This window comes from Streptomyces calidiresistens (assembly GCF_014141525.1).
Classification (GTDB): Bacteria; Actinomycetota; Actinomycetes; order Streptomycetales; family Streptomycetaceae; genus Streptomyces; species Streptomyces calidiresistens.
The window spans coordinates 1-17456 of the sequence record NZ_VKHS01000033.1 but is presented as its reverse complement, the minus strand read 5'-3'; the positions used below and the strand labels follow the sequence as shown (position 1 = coordinate 17456).

17 protein-coding genes and 1 pseudogene are annotated in these 17456 nt (G+C 68.6%); 6 read left to right on the top strand and 12 right to left on the bottom strand.

Features of this window, described 5'->3' with window-relative positions; translation table 11 throughout:
• The first annotated feature begins 711 nt into the window (after positions 1–711).
• The 4 genes from FOE67_RS03295 (at position 712) to FOE67_RS03280 (ending at position 3751) form a co-directional block, all read left to right on the top strand.
• Positions 712–1158: a helix-turn-helix domain-containing protein gene (locus FOE67_RS03295; protein WP_143623059.1), complete on the top strand. Its 447-nt coding sequence runs from the start codon at positions 712–714 to the stop codon at positions 1156–1158.
• 381 nt (positions 1159–1539) lie between these two features.
• The gene (locus FOE67_RS03290) at positions 1540–1941 is read left to right on the top strand and encodes a hypothetical protein (protein WP_182660222.1); all 402 of its coding nucleotides are present in this window, start codon (positions 1540–1542) and stop codon (positions 1939–1941) included.
• A gap of 17 nt (positions 1942–1958) precedes the next feature.
• A complete protein-coding gene (locus FOE67_RS03285; protein ID WP_182660221.1) occupies positions 1959–3134 on the top strand; it encodes an MAB_1171c family putative transporter in 1176 nt (391 codons plus the stop codon).
• Positions 3131–3751 carry a hypothetical protein gene (locus FOE67_RS03280; RefSeq protein ID WP_182660220.1) on the top strand — a complete coding sequence of 207 codons (621 nt, stop codon included), beginning with the start codon at positions 3131–3133 and terminating at the stop codon, positions 3749–3751. The genes FOE67_RS03285 and FOE67_RS03280 overlap by 4 nt, the downstream gene beginning before the upstream one ends.
• Positions 3752–3967: 216 nt before the next feature.
• Here the strand turns inward: FOE67_RS03280 and FOE67_RS30225 are convergent, their stop codons facing one another.
• From FOE67_RS30225 to FOE67_RS03220, 12 genes and pseudogenes are all read right to left on the bottom strand, one after another.
• Positions 3968–5896 carry an ABC transporter ATP-binding protein gene (locus FOE67_RS30225; protein WP_182660219.1) on the bottom strand — a complete coding sequence of 643 codons (1929 nt, stop codon included), beginning with the start codon at positions 5894–5896 and terminating at the stop codon, positions 3968–3970.
• A 202-nt stretch (positions 5897–6098) separates the two neighbouring features.
• Complete coding sequence (locus tag FOE67_RS03270; RefSeq protein ID WP_182660218.1) at positions 6099–6398, bottom strand: integrase core domain-containing protein; 300 nt, start codon at positions 6396–6398, stop codon at positions 6099–6101.
• Positions 6379–7728: pseudogene (locus FOE67_RS03265) on the bottom strand (IS30 family transposase). Before FOE67_RS03265 ends, FOE67_RS03270 begins: the two are co-directional and overlap by 20 nt.
• Before the next feature lie 19 nt (positions 7729–7747).
• Entirely contained in the window at positions 7748–8470 is a 723-nt protein-coding gene (locus FOE67_RS03260; protein ID WP_182660217.1) for an IS3 family transposase, read from the bottom strand.
• Positions 8467–8763 (bottom strand): transposase, encoded by a 297-nt coding sequence (locus tag FOE67_RS03255; RefSeq protein ID WP_182660216.1) that lies wholly within the window; start codon positions 8761–8763, stop codon positions 8467–8469. The genes FOE67_RS03260 and FOE67_RS03255 overlap by 4 nt, the downstream gene beginning before the upstream one ends.
• Before the next feature lie 336 nt (positions 8764–9099).
• Entirely contained in the window at positions 9100–9414 is a 315-nt protein-coding gene (locus tag FOE67_RS03250; protein WP_182660223.1) for a MazG-like family protein, read from the bottom strand.
• 110 nt (positions 9415–9524) lie between these two features.
• The gene (locus tag FOE67_RS03245; protein WP_182660215.1) at positions 9525–10172 is read right to left on the bottom strand and encodes a dTMP kinase; all 648 of its coding nucleotides are present in this window, start codon (positions 10170–10172) and stop codon (positions 9525–9527) included.
• Positions 10169–11656: a B12-binding domain-containing radical SAM protein gene (locus FOE67_RS03240; protein WP_182660214.1), complete on the bottom strand. Its 1488-nt coding sequence runs from the start codon at positions 11654–11656 to the stop codon at positions 10169–10171. Before FOE67_RS03240 ends, FOE67_RS03245 begins: the two co-directional genes overlap by 4 nt.
• Entirely contained in the window at positions 11622–12452 is an 831-nt protein-coding gene (locus FOE67_RS03235) for a DNA glycosylase family protein (RefSeq protein ID WP_182660213.1), read from the bottom strand. Before FOE67_RS03235 ends, FOE67_RS03240 begins: the two co-directional genes overlap by 35 nt.
• 232 nt (positions 12453–12684) lie before the next feature.
• Positions 12685–13017 carry a hypothetical protein gene (locus tag FOE67_RS03230; protein WP_182660212.1) on the bottom strand — a complete coding sequence of 111 codons (333 nt, stop codon included), beginning with the start codon at positions 13015–13017 and terminating at the stop codon, positions 12685–12687.
• 152 nt (positions 13018–13169) lie between these two features.
• Complete coding sequence (locus FOE67_RS03225; RefSeq protein WP_182660211.1) at positions 13170–14009, bottom strand: DUF1932 domain-containing protein; 840 nt, start codon at positions 14007–14009, stop codon at positions 13170–13172.
• Positions 14009–15346: an NsdA family TPR-like regulatory protein gene (locus FOE67_RS03220; protein WP_182660210.1), complete on the bottom strand. Its 1338-nt coding sequence runs from the start codon at positions 15344–15346 to the stop codon at positions 14009–14011. The genes FOE67_RS03225 and FOE67_RS03220 overlap by 1 nt, the downstream gene beginning before the upstream one ends.
• Positions 15347–15786: 440 nt before the next feature.
• Between FOE67_RS03220 and FOE67_RS03215 the strand changes: the two genes are divergently transcribed.
• Together FOE67_RS03215 and FOE67_RS03210 are read left to right on the top strand one after the other, a co-directional pair.
• Positions 15787–16140: a hypothetical protein gene (locus tag FOE67_RS03215; protein WP_182660209.1), complete on the top strand. Its 354-nt coding sequence runs from the start codon at positions 15787–15789 to the stop codon at positions 16138–16140.
• Between the two features lie 288 nt (positions 16141–16428).
• A partial coding sequence (locus FOE67_RS03210) for a sensor histidine kinase (RefSeq protein WP_182660208.1) occupies positions 16429–17456 on the top strand: 1028 nt, incomplete at its 3' end.

Below are 17456 nucleotides of genomic sequence, written 5' to 3'. Positions count from 1 at the left end.
GGGTGGGGGAAGCGGGCGGCTGCCGCGCGGATCGGACCCTCGGTCCTTTTGCGCAGGGCAGAGCGCATGTAAGAATCTCCCTCGGTGTTGCCACGCTGAGACGCCCCGTGGAAGGGATCAGCGCGGTGATGATGGCGATCTCCGCCCTTGCCGGGGCGGTTCAGCCGTGAAGCGTTCGGCGTTCGGGAGTTGCCGCTCCCGGGCGCCGTCGCTGTGTGCGGGTCCTATGAGGTCAGGGGTGGCGTGGGCTGCTCCTCGTGATCGTCCTGCCGGCCGGGCTGCCCCGGCGACGACGAACATACGCACGCACTCCCGACAAGATCCAGAGTTGGTTCAACAACTCGGTACAAGTCATAAGAGCGGGGACGTCGTTACCGCAGGCGCAAGCGTGCCGGAGCCGGACCGGTCGGCATCGTGCCGGGATACCTCGCCCGGCCGGCTGGGGGAGGGACTCGCCTCGTGCGCCCGTCCTGTCGGCCGGAGCGCTCGTTGGGCCGGCATCCCGTCTCCTCCGTGTTCTTCGGGTCCGGGGTACGGCAAGGCCGACCCCGCGCTGTTTCCGCTTGTGGACAGCGCTGAGTGATCGTAAGCCGACAACAGCGCTCCGTGTCAACGGGAGAGGACGCTGGGGCGGGAGAGCTCGTGTATCGTCCACACCTGTGAACGCCGCAGGAGGTGGGCGCGTGATCCTTGGCGAAGGGAGGTCAACCGATGGGTGACGAGGTGAGCGAGGAGGGGCGGATCCTCGCGGAGAAGGTTGACCGCCTCTTCCAGGTGATCCACCCCGCGGGGCGCGGCCCGTACTCCCTGCGCGAGGTGGCCCAGGGCATCGCCGACAGGGGAGGCCCGACCATGTCGGCGAGCTTCCTCCACCAGCTGCGAAAAGGGCAGCGGGACAACCCCGGCATCAAGTACCTCAAGGCTCTCGCGGATTTCTTCGGCGTCCCTCCCTCCTACTTCTTCGACGAGGAGGAGGGGCGGCGCGTGGACACGGAGTTGTCGCTGCTGGAGTCCATGCGCGACAGCCAGGTGCGCTCCGTGGCACTGCGGGCTTCGGGCCTCTCTCCGGAGACCCTGCGGACCGTGCAGGCGATCATCGAGCGCGCCCGGGAGCTCGAAGGGCTGAACAAGGACGAGCAGCCCCGCGAGGGTGCGTGATCACGATGCGACAGGCTTTCCCGATCCCCGCGCCGTGTGGTGCTTCGTACTCCATCGACGCCGTGTCCGGTGACCGAGCTGGCGCCCCGTGCGTTGTCGCGTTACCGAAGCCGGACGGACAGCGCTCCTGGCTGCCCCGAATGTCGATGATGAAGTCCGAAGACCTACGGCTGGCCGCGTGGTGCATGAAATAGTGCGCCATTCGGAAAAGATGATGCAAGATCCGGGAGAGAAGCGTTGCGTCTGTTTCGAAGGTTCCGGGCGCCTTTCCTCCGGCGTCGCCTTCAGGGGGACCCCGATCCACTGATCGGAATCGAAATTCCCATACCCTTCGATGTCGATAAATTCCTCGACGCAGTCGAGAAGCATCGTGGACGACCCGTGTTCGTGCAGCCGATCGAGGGAATCAAGGGCCGGGACAACGAACTGTGCGGGCTGTGGGTGGAACTCGACAGCGCCGACTACATCTTCCACGAGGCATCGACCTCCCCGCTGCACCGGGACCACATCGTCCTGCACGAGATCAGCCACATGCTGCTCGGGCACAACGTCACCGACGGCAGGGGCCCCGGGGTGGACCTCAAGAACCTCTTCACCACCATCGACCCCCGCACCGTCCGCGCCGTACTGGGGCGGGCCAACTTCAGTAACGCCCGAGAGCGGGAAGCCGAACTCCTCGCCACCCGTATAGCCAAGATGGCCGACCTGCGGCCCGTATCGGGCACTCGCGCCCCCGAACTCGATCGTCTCGACGCGGCATTGCGGGGTGAGAGCGACCGATGAGGTCCTTCGAATTGGTCATGGCGATCCTTCTGTGGATCACCACCGCGTGGCGTGCCGTCAAGGTGTGGGGAAAGGGACACGACCGAGCCCTCTGGTGGACGTTCTTCGGCCTGGCCGTGATGATGACGTTGCGTCTACCGGCAGGGCGGGCTCTCGATCAACTGACCGGCATCGTCGACTTCTCCTACCTGCTCAAACACCTCTCCGGCGGAGTGCTTTCGGCGGCTGCCCTACTGGCGTTCCTGCGCAAGGTCTCCGGCCAGCAGGACGGCAGCCCCGCGGTGAAACGACTGCGTGTCATTCTTCCCCTCGCCACGGCAGCCATCATGTCGACGCTCTTCTTCGCGAAGCTCCAGCCCTACGAGACCAGGGCGATATTCCAGGACCCCGCCGCCCGGATGGCACTCCTCGCCTACACGACGGTCTTTCTCGGCTTCCTCACCCTTTCCCTGCTGGCCGGTACGCGGGTCTGCCTGCGCTGGAGCCGCAAGGCCGACGGACGAGCCCTCGGCTGGGGACTCGGGACCATCGGTGCCGGTCTGGCAGCGGGAGTGGCCTACGCCCTGGTCCGTATCGCGGCTCTCATCGCGCACATGACCGGGGACGGGATCCTTCCCGGAGATCTCGACGACCGGGTGAGCACCTACCTGCTCATGGCCGCGCTCCTTCTCATCGTGGTGGGCAGCACGCTCCCCGTCCTCGGAAAGCTGCGCACCTGGGGGAAGAGGAGACGGGCGTTGCTCGGTCTGCGTCCCCTGTGGCTCGACCTCACCCGTGCCGCTCCGGCCGTGCGACTCGATTCCCCGCGCGGCCCGACCGCCGACCGGCTCGACCCCCGTGACATGCTCGGCCGCCTCTACCGCCGCACCATCGAGATCCGCGACGCCGCCCTGGTGCTCGGTGACCACGCGCCCGCCGACCTCCGGGAGCGAGCCCGGCGGCACGTCGAGGCCCGAGGGCTCACCGGAGCCCGGGCCACCGTCGCCGCCGAAGCCTGCTGGCTCCTCGCTGCACGCCGCGCCAAACTGCGCGGCGAGGCCCCGCAGGCGAGCCGTGACCACCCACCGGTCGAAGGCGGCCGGGACCTGCTCGGGGAGATCTCCGTGCTCACCCGCCTGTCCGACGCCTACCACTCCGATCTCGCCCACGAATTCGCGGACACCTGCGACCGCCTACCGGAGCCCCAGCCATGAGTACCTTCACCCCACCACCGACCCCCACCTACGCCGAGGCCACCCCCCGGGTGAGAGTGGCCAAAGCGATCACGGATGTCCTGGCGCCGGGCCACCTCGTCATCGGCCTGCTCCTGCTCATCGGATGGCACAGCACGGGGAACCCGGTCGGTGTCGGCTGGGGGCTGTTCGCCGCCTTCTTCTGCGGCGTCATTCCCCTTGTCATCATCCGCCTCGGCGTACGGCGGGGGAAACTCACCGACAAGCACGTACGGGTGCGCAAACAGCGCATCGTCCCCCTCACGGCCACCCTCGTCTCGGTGGTCACCGGCATCGTGCTGCTCGACGTCCTCGGGGCTCCCCGAGAGGTCTTCGCCCTGGTCATCGCCATGCTCGCCGGTCTGGCCAGCGCCCTGGTCGTGACGGTGTGGTGGCAGATCTCGGTGCACAACGCCGTCGCCGGAGGCACGGTGATGATCCTCCTCCTGGCCTACGGGCCCGTGCTTCTCCCCGCGGTCGTGCTGGTCCTCGCCATCGGCTGGTCCCGCCGCGTCCTGAAGGCACACACTCTGCCCCAACTCATCTGCGGAACAGCTCTCGGCGCCGTCGCCGCCACGGTCTTCGCCGTCCTCAGCTGAACCCCGGGGCGAAGCCGGGGGGCCGAGGGCCTACCGGAGAACCGTGGTTGCGAGGGAGGTGGTGCCGGGTGCTCCCGTGTCCTGCCGGGCGGGTCTCGGGAGGTCCAGCCGCGATGATCACGAAGGTGGGCAATGCTCCACCATCTTTCCTTCGGAAGGGTGGAAACGTCAGGGAGTAGGCGTGTGGTTCGTGACCCGTGCCTCGCGGGCGGGGGGTCAGACCTTGTCGCCGGTGTAGGTGTCGGCTTGGGCGCGCCACATCGTGGCGTAGGTGCCGTCCCGGGCGAGGAGAGCTTCGTGGGTCCCTTCTTCGGTGATGGTGCCGCCGTCCAGGACGATGATGCGGTCGGCGGTGCGGGTGGAACCGAGGCGATGGGTGATGAGGATGACGCTCCGGCCCTTCGCGAGGGCTTGGATGCGCCGGTAGACGGCTTCCTCGGCGAGGGGGTCGAGGGCGGAGGTGGGTTCGTCGCAGATCAGGATGGGGGCGTCTCGGTAGAAGGCGCGGGCGGTGGCGATGCGTTGCCATTGGCCGCCGGACAGGTCTCGGCCGCCCCACCAGGAGGGTGCGAGGTTGGTGTTCAGGCCGTCGGGCAGGGAGTCCAGGACGGTGTCCGCCCCGGCGGCTCGTGCGGCGGTGAGGATGTCGGTTTCCTTGCCGGTCTCCTGGCCCAGGACGATGTTCTCCCGTGCGGTGACGGGCCAGCGCGCGAAGTGCTGGGGAAGCATCGCCAGGCGGCGCCACAGCTGTTCGGGGTCGGTGCGGGAGATGTCGGTGGTGTCCCAGGTGACGGTGCCGGTGGTGGGGGTGTAGAGGCCGGCGAGGAGTTTGGCGAGGGTGGATTTGCCCGAGCCGTTGGCGCCGACGATGGCCAGGACCTCCCCGCGGCGGACCCGCACGGTGACGTTCTGGAGGGCCGGGAGCTCGCTGCCGGGGTAGTGGAAGGTGACGTTCCGAGCTTCGATCACCTGCGGGTCGGCGGGCACCGGTCGGGGGTGTTCGGGCAGGTGGGTGCGGGTGGTGGTATCGGTGAGGAAGGCGTCCCAGTCGGCCATGTACAGGCCGGTCTTGTAGGTGGTGTTCACGCCCTGGACCAGCCCGGCAAGGAGGCGGGAGCTGAGCTGCACCGCGATGAAGGCGGTGCCGGCGGCGGCCGGGGCGATGCGCCCGGTGGCGGCCAGCCACAGCAGGGCGGCGTAGACGCCGACCGTGGCGCAGCCGGCGACGGCGTCACCGACCAGCTGGTGGCGGGCGGTGGTGCGACCCACCTCGGCGGCGGCGTCCTCCAGGCGGGCGGCGACGGTGCGGAAGCGGCCCAGCAGCCAGGGCCGCAGGGTGTAGGCCCGCACCTCCAGGGCGTGGTCCCGGCTGGAGGTCTCGAAGATCACGCTGTGGCGCAGACGGCGGTCGGCCAGGGTGTGCCGGTCGGCCAGGTAGGCGGCGCGGGCCGCGCGCACGGCGGCGAAGCCGCGGGGGAGAACGGCCATCAGCAGCAGCGGCAGCAGCACCGGGTGGAGGTGGGCCAGGATGCCGGCTGCCGCGGCGATGGACAGTACCGCGCCGGTCACCGAGGTCAGGGCCTCGATCATCTGGTGGGCATCCTTGGCCGCGCGGGAGGCGGCTTCGGACTGGTCGGACCAGGCCGGGTCGTCGTAGGCGGCCAGCGGTACCCGGGTGGTGGCCTCCAGGTAACGGGCCTCGGCGATGCCGTCCACCCGGGGGCCGATGCGGGCGGTGGTGGCCACGGTGAGCGCGGAGACCAGGGAACGGGCGCAGGCGGCGACGGTGACCAGGATCAGCGCGGGCAGCGCCTCGCCGATCCGCTCGGGGGTGGCCCCGCTCGCCAGCAGGGGGGTCAGGGCGCTGGTGGTGGCGTACAGGCCGATCGCGGTGACCGCGGCGGTGATCAGTTGGAGCAGACAGGTCAGCAGCACCACGCGCGGCGCCGCCTGCCAGGCCAACCGGACGGCGATACCGGACAGGCGCGGCAGGCGGCGGGCGATGGTGAACCAGGAGACGTTCAGCGCGTCATCATGGCGCTCCGCGCTGACGGTGTAGCGGGGTAGAGGTGCGGTCGGTGATTTGCGGTGGAAGAGGCGTCGGCGGGGCGCGGCATCGGGGCGGGGTGCTGTCGAGCTCGTCACGTCTGCGCCAACGATTCACCCGAACGGGTGTCACGCTGTCGGGCCCCGCCGGAGGGTGGCGAACGCAAGTCCTATTCGTGGTGGCGCGTCGGGGCGATGATCAATGCCGAAGCACGTAGGGCCACAGCCGATCGCCCGTCCCTGGCCGATCACTTCTTCGGCTGAGCTTGTTCCGCTTTGACGGACACCATCGGTGTGGTGGTCAGGCCGCGAGGGCGGCCTCGTACTCGGCGGGTGTGCGGTAGCCGAGGCGGCTGTGCAGCCTCCGCAAGTTGTACCAGCTCTCGATCCACTCGAATATCTCGGTGCGGGCAGCAGCCCGGCTCGGCCATGTGCGGGTGTCGCCCAGTTCGTTCTTCAAGGTGGAGAAGAAGGACTCGGCCAGCGCGTTGTCCCAGCACTGCCCGGTGCGGCCGACCGAGAGCCGGATGTCGAACTCCGAGGCCAACATGGCGAATTCGCGGCTGGTGTACTGGGTGAGTTCAACCGGTCGTTGCAACACCGGGCTGCTGTAGCGAGCGTACCTGTTCCTCGAAGATCTCGGCCGGTGTCCGCCAACCGAGGACCTTGCGGGGCCGGTTGTTGATTGCCGTGGCGACCGCTTCGAGGTCCTCGGCGGACCATCGGGACAGGTCGGTCCCCTTCGGGAAGTACTGACGCAGCAGCCCGTTGGTGTTCTCATTCGTCGGTCGTTGCCAGGGCGAGTGCGGATCGGCGAAGAACACCTTCGTCCCGGTATCGAGAGCGAACCGGGCATGGCCGGAGAGTTCCTTCCCCCGGTCCCAGGTGAGGGTCTTGCGTAGCTGCCCTGGCAGCTACGTCATCGACGCCGTGAGTGCGGCGTTCATCGCGATTGCGCCATAGCCCCCGAGCGAGGTGCCGTTCTTCACCGGCGGGTTTTCGCCCCAGCCTTCGAGCCGAGGCAGGTGCACCAGGAGCGTGGAGCGGCTGCTGCGCTCGACAAGCGTGCCGATCGCGGAGCGGCCCGTCCCGATGATCAAGTCACCTTCCCAGTGTCCGGGGACCGCGCGGTCCCCAGCCTCGGCGGGGCGTTCACTGAGGACGACGTCCGTGGTGACATGCCCTTGCGGCTTGTTCTGCGACCGCGCACGGGGAGCCCGTAGTGCCCGGCCGGTACGCAGACACGTGACCAGCTCCCGCTTAAGCGCACCACGACCCTCGATGAACAGCGCCTGGTAGATCGCTTCATGGCTGATGCGCATGGACTCATCATCGGGGAAGTCGACATGCAGCCGACGCGAGATCTGCTCCGGACTCCATGCCGTCGCCCATCTTCTGTCCTGCCGGTGCGGCTTGTTCAGCCCCTTCCACGCGGGCGTCTTGGGCCCGGTGACGATCGTGCCGTCGAGACGACGGACACTGCCGGCGAGCCGTTCCTGTACGTACTCACGCAACCTGTCGTTGCCTGCGAGCTTGGCTGCCTTCGGGCGCTTCGCGGCCTGCTGCGCCTTCCACTGAGCGACCGTGGCCCGGTACTCCTGCTTCCCGCTGCGGGTGGCGGCATTGCGGCGCAACTCGCGCGAGATCGTCCCCGGGTCACGTCCAATCGCGCGGGCGATCTCTCGCACGCCCTTGTCCTGGGCGCGCAGAATCGCGATCTCCTCACGCTCCTCGAAGCTCAGGTAGCGGCCGGTGGGCTCGGCCAAAGCGATCGGCGGCATGCCGCCAGCGTGACGGAACCACCGAGAACCGACCGGCCACGACACTCCAATCGCCAGCGATGCCTCAGCCGTCGTGACGCCCGTGGCGATCAGCCGCCAAAACTGCCGCTGCACCACCCGCGACGGATCAGGCCGGCCAGGCGAGCGCATCGCCGGCCTCAGCGCCCGGTCAGCACGCCACTGCCGCCGAAGCCCCTCGGGCGCATCGCCGGTCTTCCTGCCCCAGTCCCCCGTAGCGATCTTGAACACCTCCCAAATCAAGGTGTTGCGACGACCGATTGAATCCGCCCTGGCAGCCGCGATCCGAGTGGAAGATCACCGGACCGGCCGGGCGGCGGGTGCGGCAGGCGGCTCGCAGTGCGTCCGCGACCAGCTCGGTTCGCAGGTGGTCGGCGGTGGCCCAGCCCACGACGCGGCGGGAGGCGATGTCGATGACGGTGGCCAGGTAGAGCCGGCCCTCGTCGGTGGCGATGTAGGTGATATCGCCACACCATCGGGTGTCGATCGCTTCGGGGTCGGGCTGGAAGTCGCGGAGGACCAGGTCGGGACGGTTGGCCGCGTGCGGGTCGGGGATCGTGGTGCGATGCCGTCGCTTGCGATGCCGCCCCGCCAGGCCGGCCCGGCGCATCAGCCTCGCGACTCTTCGACGGCCGCACTCCTCACCCCGACGTTTGAGGACCGCGTGGACACGTGGGGCCCCATAGGTGCCCCGAGACTGCTCGTGCACGGCGGTGATCTGCTCGGTCAGCTCAGCATCGCGCACCGCACGGGGACCAGGGTTGTCGGTGCGGCGGGCGTAGAAGGCGGCTCGGGAGACCTTGAGCAGTTCACACGCCCGTTTGACGTTGTGACCTGCGTCTTTCTCCGCCTCGATGAACGGGTGCACCGTCACCGGGTCTCCTTCGCGAAGAAAGCCGTCGCACGCTTGAGGATCTCCACGTCCTCCCGCAGCCTGCGGTTCTCCCGCCTGAGCGCGGCCAGTTCCTCGCGTTCGCTGCTGGTCAGGCCGTCCCGTTCGCCCGCGTCGACCTCGGCCTGCTTCACCCAGTCCCGCACCGCGGTTTCGGTCAGGTCGAAGTCCTTGGCGACCTGACCGACCGAGCGGTCCCCACGCCGGCACAGCTCGACTACCTCGGCCTTGAACTCCGGCGTGAACGAGCGGCGCGGGCGAGGCTTCTTCCCCATGCTCTCCATGATGGACATCATCCTTCCGGGGCCGAAGCCCCAGATCACTGATGTCCGTCAAAGCGAATCAAGCCCAGGCCGTGCGGTTCCAGGAGTGTGGGCCGGCCGGTGCGGTTCAGTGAGGGTCCGGGCCAGTGGCAGAGGGAAGGTCATCGTTGTGGTCTGGAGCGATGCTCCGGTCACACGGGGGACGGGGACGGTACCGCTCTGGCCACGGCGCTCTTCGGCCCTCCGGGCCGATCGGACCGGCCGGAGACAGACGCCGACGCGGTCCGGGCCGCGATTCCCCACGCGACCCGCTGCGGCATCGAGGTCCGTCCCCGGGTTGCGCTGGGGTCAGGGGGTCAGGGACCGTTCGGCGATGTGGTCCAGGCGTTCGGCGAACACCTTCTCGGCGTCCGGGGTGATGGTGCGCAGGGCGACCATGCTCGTGAGGATGACGTCGCAGAGTTCTTTCTCCACGTCCTGCCAGGTGTGGCTGGCGCCTTTGCGTGGGTTGGAGCGGCTCACCCCGTGGATCGCTTCGGCGACTTCACCGGCTTCCTCGCTGATTTTGAGTACGCGCAGCAGCCGGGCGACCTCGGGTGTGGTCTCGGTCTCGGTGTCGAGCCATCGCACGAGGCGGTCGATGGTGGGCCAGAGGTGTTCCATGTGGTGGGCTCCGTGGTCGTGGCGGGCGAGGTGTGCCGGCGGGATGCGCCGGAGGTTAGCAGTGACCCGGGCCCGGGTGTGGCTGGTGTGCGGGGAGGTGTTCGGTTCGGTCATGCGGTTTCTGCGGTCGCTGCGGTATCACCGGAGTTCCGTGGACGCGGTGGAGGAAGGGCGTCGCGGATCCGTTCGGCTGCTCGCAGGGGTGTGAGAGTGCTGGTGTCGAGTGTGAGGACGGCTACGCCCATGCTTCGGAGTGTGCGCGCGGCCTGTCGGTAGAGGTCGACCTCGCGGGCGGGGATGTCAGGGTCATGCTCGAATCGGTGGTGTGCTCCGCGAGCGCGCAGGCGATGGGTGATGACGGCCGGTTCGGCGGTGAGGATGACGGCGAGGTCGGGCAGGGTGATGTCGGCGTTCAGGTTGAGCAGAAAGGGCTCGGGAACATCGTCGAGGCGTTGTACGACAAGGGTTGATGCGAGGTATCGGTCGCAGAGCACGGTGTCGCCGAGGTCGAGGTGTGGTCGTAGCTCGTGCCGGATGTGGTCGTACCGGTCGGCGGCGACGAGACAGGCGAGGGCGTGCCCGTGCACGTGGTCGGCGTTGGCACGGGTGAACCGGCCGATGGGCCGGGCCGAGGGTTCGGCTGTGGCATGCACACTCTCGCCCCGCTCGCGCAGCAGGCCGGCGAGAGTGGCGAGTGTGGTGGACTTCCCGATCCCGCCGGGGCCGTCAAGCGTGATGAAGCGTCCGGGGTGCGTCATGCGGCGGTTCCCATCCGGTTCCGGGCGTGCTGCGTGCGGGTGATGGTGGCCAGGTGACGGCGCAGATCGGGCAGAGGGACAGCACCGAACTGGACGCCGACGGAGAAGTTGAATTCGTCGCGCTGCCGCATGGACTCGTCGGCGCCCTGCCCGGTGAGGTCGATGTCGGAGTAGGCGAGCAGTTCGTCGGGGTTATGGCCGGCCTTGATGAGTTGCTGCCAGATCGGTGTTCCGGGATAGGGGCGGAACTCGAACACCGAGGCGCGGAAGTTGCCGGGCAAGGTATCGGCGAGGGCCCAGAGGGTGTGGATGTGCCGTACGGTGTCGGCGAGGTCGTCGGCTTGCTCGCCCGGGTAGCCGAGGATGAAGTAGCCCTTGACGTTGATACCGCGCTGCATCAGCCGGTGGGCGACCGATGTGGTCATGGCTGCGGTGATGCGCTTGTCCATGGCGGCGAGGATGCGGTCGCTTCCGGATTCGATTCCGAGCGCGACCTCGCGCAGGCCGTTGTGGGCGAGGGTGTCGAGCAGGGCGTTGTCGGCGCGGTGAAGGACGTTGATACGTCCGGTCGCGTCCCAGACGAAGCGGTCGCCGATGCGGTGCGCGGTGAAAGCTTCCATGGCGGGGCGGATGACGCGCGCTGCACCGAGGAACAGATCATCGACGAACCGGAAGGCTGTGGCGCCGTGCTTTGCGTGGAGGGTTTCCAACTCGGCGATGATGCCTTCGGGTGAGCGGGTACGGATCTTGATATCGGGGTTGGCGGAGACGGCGGCTCCGCAGAATCCGCAGTCATACGGGCAACCGCGTGACCCGACGATGTTCGCCTCGATGCGGCCGTCATCGGCCGCGTAAGGGTCTTGAGAAAGGAACACGCGGTCGACCAGCGGCAGGGCGTCGATGTCGGGGGCGAGATAGCGGTTGGTGTCGCTTCGGGCGATGCCCATCGCGGTGGTGCCGAGGAGCCGGTCGCGCCACATCACGCCGGGTAACTCGGCCCGACGGCCAGCGTCATGGAGCAGGGCGGCGACACGGGTTTCGCCCTCGCCGAGGACCAACGCCTTCAGACGGCTCATGCGGGGATCGGCAAGCACGCGCTGCGGCATTGCTTTGGCGTGGTGTCCCCCGACCATGAGCGCGATTTCATCGGTGAGGCCGTCGGCGATCCGGGCCGACAGTTCATAGGTGGGAGCGAGCAGGTTCATGCCGACCCAACGGGGGCGAGCGGAGTTGACGAGCTCAATGGTTCGGGTGATGCCGAGCCCGTGCGCTTCGGCGTCGAGGACGCCGACGTTGAAGCCTTCCTGCTTCGCGTAGGTGGCGATGTAGGCCATGCCGAGGACGGGCAGTGTGTAGTCGTTGACACGGGGACGCCGGGTGTAATCGCGTAAGGGCGCGTTGACGAACAGGGCATCGAGAGGGCGAGTCGGATCGGCTCCGGCGAGGAGGTCAGCCGGGCGGGATGTTGTGTGTTGTCCGGGCATGGTTTCCCCAGGTGAGTGTGAACAGGGTCAGGGTGTGCAGTCGGTTGCGGTCGTTGTCGGCCCAACGGCGCCATTGCGCGGCGAACGCCCGATCCCCCTCGGGGAGAGTCAGATCGGGAGCGGCACGGTGAGCCCAGGTCCGCACGGCGAGGTCGCCGTGCGGGTAGACGGAGAAGTCGCCGGTGTAGTCGGCGGCGGCAGCCGAAGCGGTCCATGGGCCAATGCGCTCGACTTCTTCGAGGACCTTGACGAGGTCGTCGGCCGGGAGCTGCTCCCACTCCTCGTGTCGCAGCATGTAGGCAGAGGCGGCGGCGCGCAGTGCGGTGCGGTGAAACTTGGTGCCGGTGGTGGCGAATGCTTCATCGGTCAGGGCGAGCACGGTCACGGGATCAGGGGCCAGGGACAGAGCTCCCGCGGGGGTCCGGAGCGTGCGGCCGTGGGTGGCGCACCAGCGGCGGTACACCTTCCGGGCCTGCTCGGCACGCACGACCTGCCGCAGAATTGCGGTGGTGATCGCGTCCCACAGCCAGGGATTGGGCACACGGGCGACGGTGTCGAGCGTGGCGAGTTCGGTGATGAGCGGTCCTGCTCCGGGGTGTTTCGGTAGGTCGGCAGCGAAAGCGCAACCGATCGGGGGTGCTTCGGTGGTGACGTGGGTGAGCGGAGCGCGGTGCAGTTGGACGCCGGCGCAGGTGATGAGCCAGGGCTCCCCCTGGTGCAGGACGATGCGCGCGGGCGGCTGCTCGGCATCGGTGATCCATGCGGGGTGGTCGGTGGTGAAAGCGATGGGATTCATGTCCTCAGTCCAGCCGATAGGTACGCCGTGGGCCCGTTCATGGTGCCGGTTTCGGAGCGGACGTGTGGAGTGGTTGGCGTGGTTCGATCCGTTTGGCGTGTGACTGGGAGCGAGTTCGGTGATATGCCGTGAATATGTTCGTCACGGCCTTTTCAGCGGGGGAGTTCCCGGACTTTCTTCGAACGTCGCCCCTCCTGCGTAAGAGACCGGAGGTCGATCGAGGACGGGGGTCTCAGAGGTAGCCCCCCGGGGTGGTCAGGTGCGTCAGCAGGGCGCGCAGCACGACCGGGTGGGTGTGGACCTCTCCGTCGTGGCGCCGGATCCAGCGCGGGGGGTGTCCCGGCCAGCTGTCCCCGGGCGGCCGGAGAGTGAGGGGAGTGCAGGCCGGCAGGTAACTTCCCGCCGGCCACCCCGGCTCACCGGAGCCCCGGGGCACCGGCCAAATCCACACCTCTCCCACCGCGGCGATCCAACCCAACCGCACGCGGGGACGCTCCTCGAAGTAGCTCAGCGCGCGTATGCCGAGCGCGGTCGGCATGACCACCGCGTCCCAGTCGGGGGGCAAGTGGACGGTGATCGAGACCGGTACCGGCCGGGGCACGGACCGTCGGGAGAGGTGAAGGGAACCGGACCGTGGCCGGAGAGGGCTGGGCATGGAGCACTCGCAGAGCAGATCGGGTGACGGAGGAGCCGAGCCATAGGACGGGATAAGGGGTCCTAAGGTCCGTTCGTCTCGGTGAACAGCCGGTCAAGGACTGCTTCGACCGATGGTGAGGCGTCTTTGTCGTCCTCCCACCGCGCCATGACTTCGGTCGTGGCATGTGCCAGGGCCGAAGGCAGGCCGGCGTCACGAAGGGTGCCTGCCACTTCGTCGAGCTCGGGATGCCAACGCCAGGCGCGGGCGGCGAGGGTCGGGAAGTAGCCGGGGTCCGCCAGGGTGTCGGCGCCCATTAGCCGTGCTTCCCGCAGGAGTTCGTCTCCTACGCCGTGTGACCGGGCGAGGGCGTGGGAAACCGCCGCGAGGACTCGGCTGCTGCGCTGATGGGCGACGAAGGCCATCTTCAACGCCGCCGCGCTTCCGGACACGACCGTGGTCTCGACCCGGGTCCCGGCGAAGGCCGTGGCCAGCAGCTCCGCCGCTCGTTGGGCGGGGGCATCGGCGGAAAGGTAGAGGTGGGCGACCCGATGCCGGTGGGAGTCGGGGCCGAAGATGCAGGCGTCCACGACGGAGGCGGGTGTCAGCCGAGCGGCTATCCGGGCTACGTGGGCCGGACCGAGGGCGTTGGCCTCGATGAACAGTCCTTCGTATCCCGTCTCCGCCACACGGTCGGCCACCTCGTCGGCGACCTGGGTGGGACAGACCGACAGCACGAGATCGCTGACGTCCAAGGCGTCCGTCAGGGAGGGGGTGGCTTCGAACCCGGCCTGCTCGGCCCTTCTGCGGGTCGCCTCGCTTCTTCCACGGGGAACCCATAGGACGCGGGTGCCCGTCTTGCGGGCCTCGGCACCGATGGCCGTGCCCATGGTGCCCGGATGCAACAGGGTGATCGTGACCATCAGGAGGCTTCCGGGAGGGCTCGGGTGAGGCGGTGGGCAGTGATCGCCTCGCTCATCCCGATGGCGGCGGGGGAGGTTGCTGCCGGGCTGGCCTCGATGCGCCGGGCCATGAGGTCCAGGCCTCTGTTCACACTCTCGATCCGGCGACGATGGGCCAGCCCCAGGACCACGTGCACCTGGTCTGCGGCGCCGTCAAGATCGCCCCGGCCCAGGCGGGCGCGTGCCAGATCCAGGCGTGCAAGACTGAGTTCCCCGAGACGTCGTTCCTCCGGCGGTGGTTCCTCGTAGAGGCGGACGGCCTCCTCCGCCTGTTGCTCGGCGCGGCGCAAGGAGGGGTCGTCACCCAGCCACAGCATGGCGCTGCTGGCGCAGTACAACTCTTTCGCCCGAGGGAAGGCGATCATGCCGCCCGGGTCGTCATCAGTGGCGATCTCACGTAGTTCCTCGGCGCGGTGCATGGCCGCGAGCGCCTCGCTCCGCATTCCCATCTGGCCGTAGGCGCGGGCCGCGAGGCTTTCCAGACGAACGTGGCTGGTGCCGCGTTCGGGTGTGAAGTCCCGACCGGCCTCGGCGAGCCGTACGGCATCCCGGGGGCGTCCCGCCCAGTAGGCCATGAGTGATTGCAGCCCTCGCAGCCAGGCCCGGAGTCCGTTGTGACCGGCCAGTTCGGCACAAAGGAAGCCCACCCGGGCCTGGGTCTCACCGGCGTCGTACCGACTCAGGTCGAAGCTGGCGTTGGCCAGGATCCCGCACAGGTACCCCGCCATCAGGTACAGCTCCCTCGTGTATTGGGGTGGCTGACGTCCCTCCAACAGCTCAAAAGCGCGATCCCGCAGGGCGGTGACCTCGTGGAAGATCGGCTCGACGGGGCGGTTCGGGTAGGAGGTCACGATGCGTCGGATATCGGCTTCCAACTGCTCCAGGGTGTGGGGGCCGACGTTGGTCTGCTCGACACCGGCCGCCCAGGTGGCCGATTCCCGGGCAGCCCGACTCACCACATCGTCCTGCTGCTGCACGTGGGACGGGAGGACCGAGGGCGTCTCCTCCTGCGAGGCCACCTCCTTGGCCGGCGCCTCGGCCAGGCGGAAGATGCGGTCGATCGACATGGTGAACAGGTATTCCAGAATGCGACGGGCCGCCCCGCGCGGCAGGCCCCGCAACTCACCGGCCATCCAGCGCCGGAACTGCCTCTCGCTGACCGTGGCCGTGCGCAGGTTCGTGGGGCCCTGGAGGGTGGCCAAATGCCTGGCCGTCTTCTCGTATTCCCGAAGGAAGACGTGGTAGTCGGTCCACCCACGTTCTTTTAGCAGGGCGGGGAAAACGGTTGTCTGCGGCATCGGAAGGCTCCCTGAACGTGCGGCGGGGCGACCTCCACCGTAGAGGGAGCGACCTCCGACGGGGAGTGGAACGAGAGCCGTTCACCCCTGGCGACCCGAAAAGACCGCGTGCCGACCCACTGTGTCCAAAGACGTCCTTGACACGTCATGGAAGCGGCCCTTCTGGGTGCCCCATGCTCTAGCCGTCACAGAAATCGCCACGCCGATCACTGTGGGTGTCAAGAGATGGAAGGGGACGGGCTGTCATGACCTCGGACGCCGAAGCAGCCGGGACGGAACGGTGGACCACCGGATTCCTCCTGGCCGCCCCGTCCCATCTCATCCTGCGGAAACCACCGGGAGGAGGTGGGCGTCGCGTGGCTCTTCGCCCATCAGTGGTCACACCGATCCGGCCCGAGAGGGGGGCTCTTCGCCGGACCCCGAGCGCGGCCGTTCACCTGATGGCGATGCGAGGGCGGATCAACGCGCACTCGCTTCCCGGGCCCGTGGTGCTGTACGCCGTGGCCCCGTCCGACCAGCCCTCCCCGGACTTATCGCACGCCGTGACGCGAGGGCCAAGACGCCCTCCGATCGCCGGGACCTTTCACGACCCGTCGGCGGCTATCGCCCCGGAGGAGCGACCGGGCTGGCAGCGGGTACGGGCTGCCATTGCCGCCGGGTACGCCACCGGCGTGGTGGCCTTCGACCGGATGGCCATCAGCCCCGATGACGACCTCTACCTGGAAGAACTGGAATGGCTGGGTGCCCGGTACGCCTTCCTGCATCTGCTGCGGGACGAGACGGAGGCCCGGTGAGCGCCCTTTCGGTGGCCGCGCGGTGCGTGGAGTGCGGGAGCGATGTACCGGCGGCCGAACTGGAACCGCGCACGGTGGCGGGCGCGGCTGGCCCGTCCTCTGCTGGTGAGTCCGGAGACTCCCGCAGCGTGTAACGCCCTCGACCCAGCCGTGTGTACCGCCTCATGAACAGGTCGTCGGGGGAGTGTCCACCCCGCCCGGGCCCCCGGGCCACCCGCCGGGGATCGTCACCCCGGGTTCCTCCCCCGATGGCCGCACCACCCCAACCCACCCACACCGAGGATGTCCATGTCCCTGCCGGTCGTTGCAGCGATCCTGCTCGCTCTGACGCTGCTCGCCACTCTCACCTACGTAGCCATGCTGAGATCTCAACGGCGACACCTGGCCGGGGAGGTGAGGGAAAGTCGCGCTGCCTGTCGGGAGCGCGACCGCGCGTTACAGGAGTGGATCGCCGACCTCTCCGATACCGAGCGCGGGAATCCGAGTCGGACCGAAGACCATGGTCGGGTCGGACGACGCTTCGCTGAACTGCTCGCCGATGCCAACCGGGTTGTGACCCGGCGCATGGCCGCAGAGCGGGCCGCCACCGAGGACATCGCCAGGCAATTGCTCGTCGATCTGGCTCGCAGGCTGCGGGGTATGAGCGGGGAGCAGCAGAACCGCATCCTGGAGGCGATGCGGCGCCACGACCACCCCGATGTGGTGGCTGATCTGATGGAGTTCGACCATCGGGGGCAGCAGGTACTGCGGCAGGTGGCCAACCTGTTGGTGCTGGCAGGGGCGTGGCCGGGTCGTACCCATGAGAACACCCCGGTGGTGGATGTGGTTCGCGGCGCGTTCTCACGGATCGAGGGATACCTGCGTGTTCGGGTGGTGCGCTCGGAGGACCAGAGGGCGGTAACCGGCCGGGTGGTCGAACCCCTGGTGATGGTGCTCGCCGAACTGCTGGACAACGCCACCCGGTACTCCCATCCGGACACCGAGGTCCGTGTGGCGGTGGAGATCACCCAGCACGGCATCGCGATCGTGGTCGAGGACGCGGGCATCGGCCTGACGGCCACCGACCGCGGCCGCATAGCCCGGCTGATGCGTGAGCCGATCGGCGTCACCGAACTCGGCACCCCGCCGAAGCTGGGCCTGGCCACCTGCGCGCTGCTGGCCCACCGCTACGGTTTCCGGGTTTCGGTGGATGCCGAATCCGTTTTCGGTGGGGTTCGGGCGGTGGTGCTGGTACCCGGCCCCCTGCTCGTTGCCCCGTCCTCCCCTCATGAGGCCGGTGCGTCCACATCGGATCGCGCCGGCCCCGACGCGAAGCC